We start from the raw sequence: 12145 nt of genomic DNA, 5'->3' as shown, positions 1-12145 counted from the left end.
GGCCGGGCCCGGGCTGCACATGCCCGGGGCCGACCGTCGCCGTTGGCGTTTGCAGAGAACACGCAATGCCGCTGTCCAACGTCGAGATCCTCCATCAGGATGCCGCCATCCTGGTGGTCAACAAGCCAACCCTGCTGCTCTCCGTGCCTGGCCGGGCCGAGGACAACAAGGACTGCCTGATCACCCGTCTGCAGGAAAACGGCTACCCCGATGCGCTGATCGTCCACCGACTGGATTGGGAAACCTCAGGGATCATCCTGCTTGCCCGCGACGCCGACAGCCACCGCGAACTGTCCCGGCAATTCCACGACCGCGAGACCGAGAAGGCCTATACCGCCCTGTGCTGGGGCCAGCCGGAGCGCGACAGTGGCAGCATCGACCTGCCGCTGCGCTACGACCCGCCCACCAAGCCGCGGCACGTGGTGGACCACGAACAGGGCAAGCATGCCCTGACCTTCTGGCGCATCGTCGAGCGCTGCGGCGACTGGTGCCGGGTCGAACTGACGCCGATCACCGGGCGCTCGCACCAGTTGCGCGTGCACATGCTGTCGATCGGTCATCCATTGCTGGGTGACCGGCTGTATGCCAATCCCGAGGCGCTGGCGGCCCATGAGCGGCTGTGCCTGCACGCCTCGATGCTGAGCTTCACCCACCCGGTGGCGGGCGAGCGCCTCACGTTCGAGTGCCCGGCGCCGTTCTGAAGTGACCCCGATCGCTGGCAAGCCAGCTCCCACAGGGGTTTGAGTCAGCCACAAAAGGTATGTACGACGCGGGCCTGTGGGAGCTGGCTTGCCAGCGATTAGGCCATCAGCATCACCCTCGGAGCCGGCCATGTCGCTCCCAGACCATCTGCGCTAAACTCGCGCCCACTGCTGTCTGGAGTGACTTATGCGCGACGCCCTGAACCAAGGCCTGATTGATTTCCTCAAAGCCTCTCCCACGCCCTTCCATGCCACCGCCAGCCTGGCCCAGCGCCTCGAGGCGGCCGGCTACCAGCGCCTGGACGAACGCGACAGCTGGGCCACGGTGCCTGGCGGTCGGTATTACCTGACCCGCAACGACTCCTCGATCATCGCCATCAAGCTCGGCCGCCATTCGCCGCTGCTGGACGGCATCCGCCTGGTCGGCGCGCACACCGACAGCCCGTGCCTGCGGGTCAAGCCGCAACCCGAGCTGCAGCGCCACGGTTTCTGGCAACTGGGGGTGGAAGTCTACGGCGGCGCCCTGCTCGCGCCCTGGTTCGACCGCGACCTGTCGCTGGCCGGCCGCGTCACCTTCCGCCGCGACGGCAAGGTAGAAAGCGCGCTGGTGGACTTCAAGCTGCCCATCGCGGTGATCCCCAACCTGGCGATCCACCTCAACCGTACCGCCAACGAAGGCTGGGCGATCAACCCGCAGACCGAGCTGCCGCCGATCCTGGCCCAGGTGGCCGGTGACGAGCGCGTCGATTTCCGCGCCCTGCTCACCGAGCAACTGGCCCGCGAACACGGCCTCAACGCCGATGTGGTGCTGGATTACGAACTGAGCTTCTACGACACCCAGGACGCAGCCCTGGTCGGCCTGCACGGCGAGTTCATCGCCGGCGCGCGCCTCGACAACCTGCTGTCCTGCTACGCCGGCCTGCGTGCCCTGCTCGACGCCGACAGCGACGAAACCTGCGTGCTGGTGTGCAACGACCACGAGGAGGTCGGCTCCTGCTCGGCCTGCGGTGCCGATGGCCCGATGCTGGAACAGACCCTGCGCCGCCTGCTGCCGGACGGCGACGAGTTCGTCCGCACCATCCAGCGCTCGCTGCTGGTCTCGGCGGACAACGCTCACGGCGTGCACCCCAACTACGCCGAGAAGCACGACGGCAACCACGGTCCCAAGCTCAACGCCGGCCCGGTGATCAAGGTCAACAACAACCAGCGCTACGCCACCAACAGCGAAACCGCCGGGTTCTTCCGCCACCTGTGCATGGCCGAGGAAGTTCCGGTGCAGAGCTTCGTGGTGCGCAGCGACATGGGTTGCGGCTCGACCATCGGCCCGATCACCGCCAGCCACCTGGGCGTGCGCACCGTCGATATCGGCCTGCCGACCTTCGCCATGCACTCGATCCGCGAGCTGTGCGGCAGCCAGGACCTGGCCCATCTGGTCAAGGTGTTGACGGCGTTCTATCGCAGCCGCGAGCTGCCATGAAACCGGGGCGGGGCGCTCTGCCCCGCCGCATCCCCCCTGGCGGAGCCGGCGCTTTGTGACGCCAGTCAACCTCGCGCTGTCATTTAGCGCCTATGCTCAAGCCAGACTTTTCGCAGCAAGGAGAAGGATCTTGAGTCTGTCCACGTTCCAGTCGATGTTCCTGCCGGTCCTCGCGGGCCTGATTCTGTTGACCATCGGCTTCAACAAGCGGGAAAACAATTCCGGTGTGCTGATGATGTGGCTCGGCATGCTTTCCATACTTGGCATCATGGTCTGGAAGATCCTCGAGAAACTCGACTGACGGATGCTCTACACTGCGCCGATTACCTGTGTTCGAGGTTGATCGTCCAGTGTCCGCCCTTTTGCGCTGTTTCACCCTGCTACTGCTGATCTTCGCTGCCCAGGCCCAGGCCGCCGGCCTGCCGAGCCTGCTCGGCGGCAGCACGCCGGCCCAGCCCCAGGCCAGCGAACCCCTGGGCAAATCCCTCGACGAAGTCATCACCACGCTGGAAAACGACCAGCAACGCACGCGCCTGCTCAACGACCTGAAGAAGCTCCGCGACAGCACCCGCCAGGCCCAGCCGGACCCTGAGCAGGGCGTGCTGGGCCTGATCGGCGGCACCTTCGCCGAACTGGAAAAGCAGTTCAGCGGCGACGCTAGCCCGTTCAAGCGCTGGGCCGACGAAATGGAACTGGCGGGGGTCGAACTCGCGGCGCTGAAAGTGCCGGTGCAGCAATTGCCGGGGCTGCTGTTCGGCTTCATCGCCATCCTCGCCTTGTGGAGCCTGCTAGCCTACGCCTTGAACTGGGCCAGCCACCGCTTGCGCGTGCGCTTCGGCCTGACCGAGGAACTGCCCCAGCATCCCCGCACCTGGGACCTGGTGCGCTTCGCCCTGCGCAAGCTGGGGCCCTGGCTGGTGGCGCTGATCATCACCGTGTACCTGAGCTTCGCCCTGCCCTCCTCGCTGGGCAAATCGATGGCCATGGTCATCGCCTACGCCCTGGTGGTGGGTACCCTGTTCTCGGCCATCTGCGTGATCGCCTTCTCCCTGCTCGACGGCCCGCACCGCCACCGTGCCCTGCATATCCTGCGGCACCGGGCCTTCCGCCCGCTCTGGCTGATCGGCAGCTTCGCCGCCTTCGGCGAGGCGATGAACGACCCGCGCCTGTACCTGGCCCTCGGCACCCACCTGGCCCATGCCCTGGCGACCCTGGCCAATATCCTCGCGGCCCTGTCCACGGCGCTGTTCATCCTGCGTTTCCGCCGCCCCATCGCCCACCTGATCCGCAACCAGCCGCTGGCCCATCGGCTCAAGCGCCGTGCCCTGAGCGACACGATCGAAGTCCTTGGCAGTTTCTGGTACCTGCCGGCCTTGGTGCTGGTGGGCATCTCGCTGTTCGCCACCTTCGTTTCCGCAGGTGATACCAGCACAGCCCTGCGCCAGTCGTTGATGTGCACGGTGCTGGTGATCCTGTGCATGGTGATCAACGGCCTGGTCCGTCGCCACGCACTCCGGCAGCAGCGCAACAACCGGCGCCAGGCGGTGTACGCCGAGCGCCTGCGCAGCTTCGCCTACACCCTGGTGCACCTGGGCGTCTGGCTGGTATTCATCGAACTGGGCCTGCGGGTCTGGGGCCTGTCGCTGATCAGCTTCGCCGAAGGCGAAGGCCATGAAGTGGCAATCCGCATGGGCGGCCTGGCCGGCACCCTGATCGCCGCCTGGCTGGTGTGGATCCTCGCCGATACCGCCGTGCACCACGCCCTGACCCGCTCGCGCAAGGGCCTGGCCAACGCCCGGGCGCAGACCATGATGCCGCTGATCCGCAACGTACTGTTCGTGACCATCGCCATCATCGCCCTGATCATCGCCCTGGCGAACATGGGCATGAACGTCACCCCGCTGCTGGCGGGTGCCGGTGTCATCGGCCTGGCCATCGGTTTCGGCGCGCAATCGCTGGTGGCCGACCTGATCACCGGCCTGTTCATCATCATCGAGGACTCCCTGGCGATCGACGACTACGTCGATGTCGGTGGCCATCTCGGCACCGTCGAGGGCCTGACCATCCGCACCGTGCGCCTGCGCGATATCGACGGCATCGTCCACACCATCCCGTTCAGCGAGATCAAGAGCATCAAGAACTACTCCCGGGAGTTCGGCTACGCGATCTTCCGCATCGCCATTCCCTACAACATGGGCATCGACCAGGCCATCGCCCTGATTCGCGACGTCGGCCAGAAGATGCGCAGCGACCCGTTGCAGCGCCGCAATATCTGGTCGCCGCTGGAGTTGCAGGGCGTGGAGAGTTTCGAATCCGGCTCGGCGGTGCTGCGGGCGCGCTTCAAGACCGCGCCGATCAAGCAATGGGAGGTATCGAGGGCCTTCAACCTGGCGCTCAAGCGCCAGCTCGACGAGGCCGGGCTGGACCTTGCCACCCCGCGCCTGTCGGTACAGGTGCTGACCACTGCCGGCGGCACCGCGGCCGAGGGTAGCGAAAAGGCCTAGCCCGCATCGGCGCGGATGCGGATCGCATCGTGCCGCCAATACTCGAGGTCGCAGTCGATCAGTCGCCCCGTCTGGTCGCTGTTGACCCGGGTGATATGCAGGCCGGCGCTGCCCGGTGACACCTTCAATGCCGAGGCCGCCGCGGTCGGCAGCGCGGTTGGCAGGATCTCGAAGCACACCCGCCCGTAGCGGATGCCATAGTGACGATCATAGATCTCGGTCAGCGACTGGCCCAGGTCGTGTTCGAGGATGCCGGGAAAGTAGTCCGGGTTCAGGTAATGCTCGGCATAGAGCACCGCACGCCCGTCGATGCGGCGCAGGCGGCAGATCTGGATCACGCTGGACAGTGGCGGCAGCTTCAGGCGCGCGCAGATCGCCGCGGCCGCCGGTTGCAGGCGCGCCGAGAGCAGTTCGGTAGCCGGGATGCGCCCTTGCTCGCGCACCATGGCATGGAAGTGACTGCGCTCGATCAGGTCGTAGGTCAGCCGTTGCGGGGCGACGAACCAGCCTCGCCGCTCCTCGCGGTAGATCAGGCCCTGGGCCTCCAGCTGGACCAGCGCTTCGCGCAGGGTAATCCGGGTGGTATCGAATACTTCACTGAGCTTGCGTTCAGCCGGCAGCTTGCCTCCGGGCGGGAGCAGGCCGTGTTCGATCTGCTCCTGCAGGGCATGGCAAATGGCTGTAACGGCACGGGGCGGCGGTGCATGCATCAAGGGCTTCCTTCTGGACTAGTCCAGCCGCACCCGATGCCCTGCAAGGGTGCATCTGGCCTGGCCGGAAAAACGTGTTGAGCTTAGGCAAAGCAGATGAACCTGAGATGACAAGTGCGCCCAACGGTCATTCCCGCCCGGGCTGGAGGCCAAGGCCATCGTGCGCTCAACCGTGGTCTACGCTGTATTTCCAGAGTCGGTCGGCAACGCCCGGCAAGGCTGTGCGACATCAAACTGTCACGCAACATGCCTACCTTGGCTCAGGTATTGCTGACCTAGACCAACCGAAACGCAACAACGCCCCAACCTCTCATGTCGTGCAAGGCACCCATTAAGGAGCTTCGGATGAAACAGCTTTTCCTGGCCTCTCTGTTAGGCGCGAGCATTGCCCTGTCGCATGCGGCCGTGGCCGCCGACACCGACCTCAAGGCCCTGGAGGACGCCGCCCGCAAGGAAGGCACCGTCAATAGCGTGGGCATGCCCGATGCCTGGGCGAACTGGAAAGGAACCTGGGAAGACCTGGCGAAGAAATACGGCCTCAAGCATATGGACACCGACATGAGCTCGGCCCAGGAAGTGGCCAAGTTCGACGCCGAGAAGGACAACGCCAGCGCCGACATCGGCGACGTCGGCGCCGCCTTCGGCCCGATCGCCGTGGCCAAGGGCGTGACCCAGCCGTACAAGCCGAGCACCTGGGACCAGGTCCCGGCCTGGGCGAAGGACCAGGACGGGCACTGGGCACTGGCCTATACCGGCACCATCGCCTTCATCATCAACAAGCAACTGGTGAAGGAAGAGGACATGCCGAAAACCTGGCATGACCTGGAAAAAGGCAAGTACAAGGTCGCCATCGGCGACGTCGGCACTGCCGCACAGGCTGCCAATGGCGTACTGGCCGCCGCCATCGCCTACAAAGGCGACGAGAAGAACATCGAGCCGGGCCTGCAACTGTTCACCAAGCTGGCCCAGCAGAAGCGCCTGTCGCTGGCCAACCCGACCATCCAGACCCTGGAAAAGGGTGAAGTGGAAGTGGGCGTGGTATGGGACTTCAATGGCCTGAGCTACCGCGAGCAGATCGATCCCAAGCGCTTCGAAGTGCTGATTCCGGCCGATGGCTCGGTGATCTCCGGCTACACCACCATCATCAACAAGTACGCCAAGCACCCGAACGCCGCCAAGCTGACCCGCGAATACATCTTCAGCGATGCCGGGCAGACCAACCTGGCGATCGGCCATGCGCGCCCGATCCGTGCCGAGCACCTGAAGCTGCCGGCTGACGTCCAGGCCAAGCTGCTGCCGAACGAGCAATACCGCGCCGCCCAGCCGATCAAGGATGCGGCCGCGTGGGAAGCGACCTCCAAGGCACTGCCGCAGAAGTGGCAGGAGCAGGTCATCATCGAGATGGAGTGAGGCCTTAGCAGGGACCGTGTGGGAGCGGGTTCATCGGACCGCCGAACCGCCGCGATTGCGTCGGTGGATTCACTATCGCAATCGCGGGTAAACCCGCTCCCACAGGGACCGCGCAAGGCTGCACACACGGTCCTCCGGAGCCCTACATGAAGCACAAAGTCATCCTGGTCCTGCTCGACGGCCTCAACCACCAGGTCGCGCACCATGCCATGGGCCACCTGCACGCCTGGGTCGAAGCCGACCGCGCCGCCCTCTATCGCCTGGAGTGCGAGCTGCCAGCCCTGTCCCGGCCGCTGTACGAATGCATCCTCACCGGCGTTGCGCCGATCGACAGCGGCATCGTGCACAACCAGGTGTCGCGCCTGTCGAACCAGCGCAGCATCTTCCACTACGCTCGTGAAGCCGGCGTGCCCACTGCCGCCGCGGCCTATCACTGGGTCAGCGAGCTGTACAACCGCACGCCCTTCGACCCGGTCCGCGACCGCCATACCCACGCGCCGAAGCTGCCGATCCAGCACGGTCTGTTCTACTACGCCGACCATTACCCGGACTCGCACCTGTTCGCCGATGCCGAATACCTGCGGCGCAAGCACGACCCCGGTTTCCTCCTGATCCACCCGATGAACATCGACGACGCCGGCCACCGTCATGGCCTGGACAGCAGCCAGTACCGCAACAGCGCGCGCTCGGCCGATATCCTCCTGGCCGACTACCTGGCCACCTGGCTCGCCGAGGGTTACCAGGTGCTGGTGACCGCCGACCACGGCATGAACAACGACCGCTCGCACAATGGCCTGCTCCCGGAGGAACGGGAAGTACCGCTGTTCGTGTTCGGCGACGGTTTCAGCCTCGACCCCACGGCCAAGCCCCTGCAGACCGAACTGTGCGGCACCGTCTGCCAGTTGCTGGGCGTGGCCCACGACAAACCGCTTTGCCGGGAGCTGCTCTCGTGAATCCGTTTTCCCGCGGCAAATGGCTGGCGTTGCTGTGCCTGCTGCCCTTCGCCCTGTTTTTCATCATCTTCCAGATCGCCCCGCTGGCCTGGGTGGCGATCCACAGCCTGCAAGCCGAAAGCGGCTGGGGCCTGGACAACTTCAGCAAGATCCTGGGCTCGAAGTTCTATCGCCAGGCCATCCAGCACAGCCTGGAGATCAGCTTCTGGTCGAGCCTGTTCGGCATCCTGGTGGCGGTGCTGGGCAGCTATTCGTTGCAACGGGTGGACTCGCGCCTGCGCGACTTCGTCAATGCCTTCGCCAACATGACCAGCAACTTCTCGGGGGTGCCGCTGGCCTTCGCCTTCATCATCCTGCTGGGCTTCAACGGCGCCCTGACCCTGGCCCTGAAACAGGCCGGGCTGATCGAGGATTTCAACCTGTATTCCAAGACCGGGCTGATCATCCTCTATACCTATTTCCAGATTCCTCTCGGCGTACTGCTGCTCTACCCGGCCTTCGACGCCCTGCGCGAAGACTGGCGCGAGTCCGCCGCCCTGCTCGGTGCGAGTCCCTGGCAGTACTGGCGGCATATCGGCCTGCCGGTGCTGACGCCGGCCCTGCTGGGTACCTTCGTCATCCTCCTGGCCAACGCCCTCGGTGCCTACGCCACGGTGTACGCGCTGACCACCGGCAATTTCAACGTCCTGCCGATCCGCATCGCCGCGCTGGTGGCCGGCGATATTTCCCTCGACCCGAACCTGGCCAGCGCACTGGCGATCATCCTGGTGGGCCTCATGACCCTGGTGACCCTGGTCCATCAATGGCTGCTGAAGAGGAGCTACCATGTCGCGCGCTGAACCCGCACGCAGTGCCGTCTACCACCGGCTGGTGGTCTGGGCCCTGTTCCTTGTCCTGCTGCTGCCGCTGGCCGGCACCCTGCTCTACTCCATTTCCACCAGTTGGTCGGCGAGCCTTCTGCCCAGCGGCCTGACCTTCAAATGGTACCTGGCGCTGTGGAGCGATCCGCGCTTCCTCACCGCTTTCGCCCAGTCCCTGCTGGTCTGCGTCGGCGCCCTGGTCCTGTCGGTGCTGCTGATCCTGCCGCTGCTGTTCGTCGTGCATTACCACTTCCCCAGGCTCGACGGACTGATGAACATCCTCATCCTGCTGCCGTTCGCGGTGCCGCCGGTGGTGTCCTCGGTGGGCCTGCTGCAGCTCTATGGCTCCGGGCCGATGGCCATGGTCGGCACGCCCTGGATCCTGATCGGCTGCTACTTCACCGTGGCCCTGCCGTTCATGTACCGGGCAATCACCAACAACCTCCAGGCCATCAACCTGCGCGACCTGATGGATGCCGCCCAACTGCTCGGCGCCAGCACCTGGCAGGCGGCGTTCCTGGTGGTGCTGCCGAACCTGCGCAAGGGCCTGATGGTCGCCCTGCTGCTGTCGTTCTCCTTCCTCTTCGGCGAGTTCGTCTTCGCCAACCTGCTGGTGGGTACCCGCTACGAAACCCTGCAGGTGTACCTGAACAACATGCGCAACAGCAGCGGCCACTTCAACAGTGCCCTGGTGATTTCCTACTTCCTCTTCGTGCTGGTGCTGACCTGGGCAGCCAACCGCCTGAACAAGGACAAAACCTGAAATGAGCTTCGTCAGCATCCAGAACCTGGAAAAGACCTACGCCGGCAGCCCGGTGTTCAAGAACATCAATTTCGACATCGCCCGCGGCGAATTCATCACCCTGCTCGGCCCGTCCGGCTGCGGCAAGTCGACCCTGCTGCGCTGCATCGCAGGCTTGACCCCGGTGGACAGCGGCAGGATCCTCCTCGACGGCACCGACCTGGTTCCACTGAGCCCGCAAAAACGCGGGATCGGCATGGTGTTCCAGAGCTATGCGCTGTTTCCCAACATGACCGTGGCGCAGAACGTCGCCTTCGGCCTGCGCATGCAGAAGGTCGCCAGCCAGGACAGTCGGTCGCGGGTGGAGGAAGCCCTGCGCATGGTCGAGTTGCAGGACTTCGCCGCGCGTTATCCGCACCAGCTGTCCGGCGGCCAATGCCAGCGCGTGGCCCTGGCCCGCTCGCTGGTGACGCGCCCGCGCCTGCTGCTGCTCGACGAACCGCTGTCGGCCCTCGACGCACGCATTCGCAAGCACCTGCGCGAGCAGATCCGCAGCATCCAGCGCGAGCTGGGGCTGACCACGGTGTTCGTCACCCACGACCAGGAGGAGGCGCTGACCCTGTCGGACCGCATCTTCCTGATGAACCAGGGCCGGATCGTCCAGAGCGGCGACGCCGAAACCCTCTACACCGCGCCGGTGGACGCCTTCGCCGCCGGGTTCATCGGCAACTACAACCTGCTCGATGCGGAAAGCGCCAGCCGCCTGCTGGAGCGCCCGGTGAGCTGCCGCCTGGCGATCCGCCCGGAAGCCATCGCCCTTAGCCTGGACGGAGCCCTCGACGGCCAGGTGCGCAGCCACAGCCTGCTCGGCAATATCATCCGCTACCGGGTCGAGGCCCGTGGCGTCGAGCTGTCGGTGGACGTGCTCAATCGCTCGTCCGCGGATCTCTATCCGGACGGGCAACGGGTATCCTTGTCGATCGATCCAACTGCCCTGCGCGAAGTCGCGTAGGGATGCACGGGAGTTTTGCGTTATGGCTTTAGCGATCTTCGATCTGGACGAAACCCTGATCCACGGCGACTGCGCTTCGCTGTGGAGCGAGCAGATGGCCCGCCTGGGCTGGGTCGATGGCCCGTCGTTCCTGCGTCGCGACCATGAGTTGATGGAGGCCTACGGCAAGGGCCACCTGGCGATGGAGGACTACATGGCCTTCAGCCTGGAGCCGGTGGCCGGCCGCACGCCGGAGGAAGTCGAGCATCTGGTCGAACCCTGGGTCGAGGACGTCATCGAGCCGATTATTTTCAGCGATGCCTGCCGGGCGATCGCCGAGCACCGGCGCCTGGGCGACCGGATCCTGGTGATCTCGGCCTCGGGCACCCACCTGGTGGGTCCGATCGCGGCGCGGCTGGGGATCGATGAGTTCCTGGCCATCGACCTCGAGGTAGTCAATGGCGTGTACAGCGGGCGCACCCAGGGTGTGCTGACCTACCGGGAAGGCAAGATCACCCGGCTGCTGGAGTGGCTGGATCAGGAAGAGGAGAACCTGGAGGGGGCGAGTTTCTATTCGGACTCGCGCAATGATCTGCCGCTGCTGCTGAAGGTGGACCACCCGCATGTGGTGAATCCGGATCCAGTGCTGCGCGAGCACGCCGAGAAGAATGGCTGGCCGATTCTGGCCTGGAGCTGATGCTTAGTTCTTGAGGGCCTCATCGCTGGCAAGCCAGCTCCCACACCTTGTGGGAGCTGGCTTGCCAGCGATGAGGCCCTCAAAATCATACAAGGCTCGGATCAACCACCAGCACCAGCTTCCCGGAAACCTGGTTCCCCGCCAGTTCCTCGAACGCCGCCTGGGCATCCGCCACCGGATAACTGCCCACCAACTGCGGTTTCAGGCGCCCTTCGGTGAACAGCGGCCACACCTGCTGGTGCAGATCGCTGAGCAGGTCGGCCTTGAACTGGTCACTGCGGTTGCGCAAGGTCGAGCCGGTCAGTTGGATACGCTTGCCCAGCACCTGGGCCAGGTCCAGATTCGCCTCGCGTCCACCCATCAGGCCGATGATCACCCAGCGCCCGTCGCGGCCCAGCACCTTCAGGTTCAGCTCGGTGTAGCTGGCGCCCACCGGATCGAGCACTACATCGAAGGGCGCGAAGTCGTTCAGTGCCTCGAGATCGACGCCGCGCACCACACCGCCGATGGCGCCCAGGCTTTCGCAATAGGCCAGGCGATCGGCGGAGCCGACACTGACCCAGCACGGGCTGCCGAACGCCTTGCACAACTGGATCGCCGCCGAGCCCACACCGCTGGCACCGGCATGCAACAGCACCTTCTCGCCCGGGCGCAGGCCTCCGAGCTGGAACAGGTTGAGCCAGGCCGTGGCATACACTTCGGGAATCGCGGCAGCCTCGTGCAGGCTCAGGCCTTCCGGCACCGGCAGCACATGGCGCGCATCGACCACCACTTCCTCGGCCATCCCGCCGCCGGCCAGCAGCGCACAGACCCGGTCACCCACCTGCCAGGACGCCCCGGCCCCCACCTCGGTAATCACCCCGGAGCACTCCAGGCCAAGGTACTCGCTGGCCCCGGGCGGCGGCGGATAAAGCCCGGCACGCTGCAACAGGTCGGCACGGTTGAGGCCCGCGGCGGCAACCCGGATTCGCACTTGACCTACATCGCAGGTTGGACTTGTCGCCTCAACCCACTCCACATGGCCTTCAACGCCTTGCAATGCCTTCACAGTGCCTCCATAGTTGATGTCAGACGGGGCCTGGAGCTGCTAGCTCCAGGCT

At 65.2% G+C, this 12145-nt stretch carries 12 protein-coding genes; 10 read left to right on the top strand and 2 right to left on the bottom strand.

Translation table 11 applies throughout. The annotated features are described in order from the left end of the window. Positions 1–65 precede the first annotated feature (65 nt). The 4 genes from CSV86_RS03175 to CSV86_RS03160 all read left to right on the top strand — a co-directional run bounded on the left by CSV86_RS03175 (position 66) and on the right by CSV86_RS03160 (position 4682). Positions 66–701 (top strand): RluA family pseudouridine synthase, encoded by a 636-nt coding sequence (locus tag CSV86_RS03175; RefSeq protein ID WP_009407483.1) that lies wholly within the window; start codon positions 66–68, stop codon positions 699–701. A gap of 187 nt (positions 702–888) precedes the next feature. Further along, positions 889–2178 (top strand): M18 family aminopeptidase, encoded by a 1290-nt coding sequence (locus CSV86_RS03170; protein WP_009407481.1) that lies wholly within the window; start codon positions 889–891, stop codon positions 2176–2178. A gap of 130 nt (positions 2179–2308) precedes the next feature. Next, a complete protein-coding gene (locus tag CSV86_RS03165; RefSeq protein ID WP_009407479.1) occupies positions 2309–2479 on the top strand; it encodes a hypothetical protein in 171 nt (56 codons plus the stop codon). 49 nt (positions 2480–2528) lie between these two features. After that, positions 2529–4682, top strand: coding sequence for a mechanosensitive ion channel family protein (locus CSV86_RS03160; protein ID WP_009407477.1), 2154 nt, complete (start codon positions 2529–2531; stop codon positions 4680–4682). Here CSV86_RS03160 and CSV86_RS03155 read toward each other — a convergent pair. Then, a complete protein-coding gene (locus tag CSV86_RS03155; protein ID WP_009407475.1) occupies positions 4679–5392 on the bottom strand; it encodes a UTRA domain-containing protein in 714 nt (237 codons plus the stop codon). The genes CSV86_RS03160 and CSV86_RS03155 overlap by 4 nt on opposite strands. A gap of 345 nt (positions 5393–5737) precedes the next feature. Here CSV86_RS03155 and CSV86_RS03150 point away from each other — a divergent pair, with 345 nt between their 5' ends. The 6 genes from CSV86_RS03150 (at position 5738) to CSV86_RS03125 (ending at position 11045) form a co-directional block, all read left to right on the top strand. Further along, positions 5738–6802: an ABC transporter substrate-binding protein gene (locus tag CSV86_RS03150; RefSeq protein ID WP_009407473.1), complete on the top strand. Its 1065-nt coding sequence runs from the start codon at positions 5738–5740 to the stop codon at positions 6800–6802. 146 nt (positions 6803–6948) lie between these two features. Continuing rightward, a complete protein-coding gene (locus CSV86_RS03145; protein ID WP_009407471.1) occupies positions 6949–7755 on the top strand; it encodes an alkaline phosphatase family protein in 807 nt (268 codons plus the stop codon). Further along, positions 7752–8594 (top strand): ABC transporter permease, encoded by an 843-nt coding sequence (locus CSV86_RS03140; RefSeq protein WP_009407469.1) that lies wholly within the window; start codon positions 7752–7754, stop codon positions 8592–8594. The genes CSV86_RS03145 and CSV86_RS03140 overlap by 4 nt, the downstream gene beginning before the upstream one ends. Continuing rightward, positions 8581–9378, top strand: a complete 798-nt coding sequence (locus tag CSV86_RS03135; protein WP_009407467.1) for an ABC transporter permease — start codon at positions 8581–8583, stop codon at positions 9376–9378. Before CSV86_RS03140 ends, CSV86_RS03135 begins: the two co-directional genes overlap by 14 nt. A 1-nt stretch (position 9379) precedes the next feature. Next, positions 9380–10369 carry an ABC transporter ATP-binding protein gene (locus CSV86_RS03130; RefSeq protein ID WP_009407465.1) on the top strand — a complete coding sequence of 330 codons (990 nt, stop codon included), beginning with the start codon at positions 9380–9382 and terminating at the stop codon, positions 10367–10369. A 22-nt stretch (positions 10370–10391) separates the two neighbouring features. Further along, positions 10392–11045 carry an HAD family hydrolase gene (locus tag CSV86_RS03125; RefSeq protein ID WP_009407463.1) on the top strand — a complete coding sequence of 218 codons (654 nt, stop codon included), beginning with the start codon at positions 10392–10394 and terminating at the stop codon, positions 11043–11045. An 85-nt stretch (positions 11046–11130) separates the two neighbouring features. On the opposite strand, the gene CSV86_RS03120 is transcribed toward CSV86_RS03125, so the two are convergent. Then, on the bottom strand, positions 11131–12093 hold the full coding sequence (locus CSV86_RS03120) for an NAD(P)H-quinone oxidoreductase (protein ID WP_009407461.1): 963 nt from the start codon (positions 12091–12093) through the stop codon (positions 11131–11133). Positions 12094–12145 lie beyond the last annotated feature (52 nt).

The organism is Pseudomonas bharatica CSV86, assembly GCF_000319305.2.
Taxonomy (GTDB): Bacteria; Pseudomonadota; Gammaproteobacteria; order Pseudomonadales; family Pseudomonadaceae; genus Aquipseudomonas; species Aquipseudomonas bharatica.
Note: the sequence above shows the minus strand (reverse complement) of the source record. Positions and strands in the feature narration are given on the sequence as shown.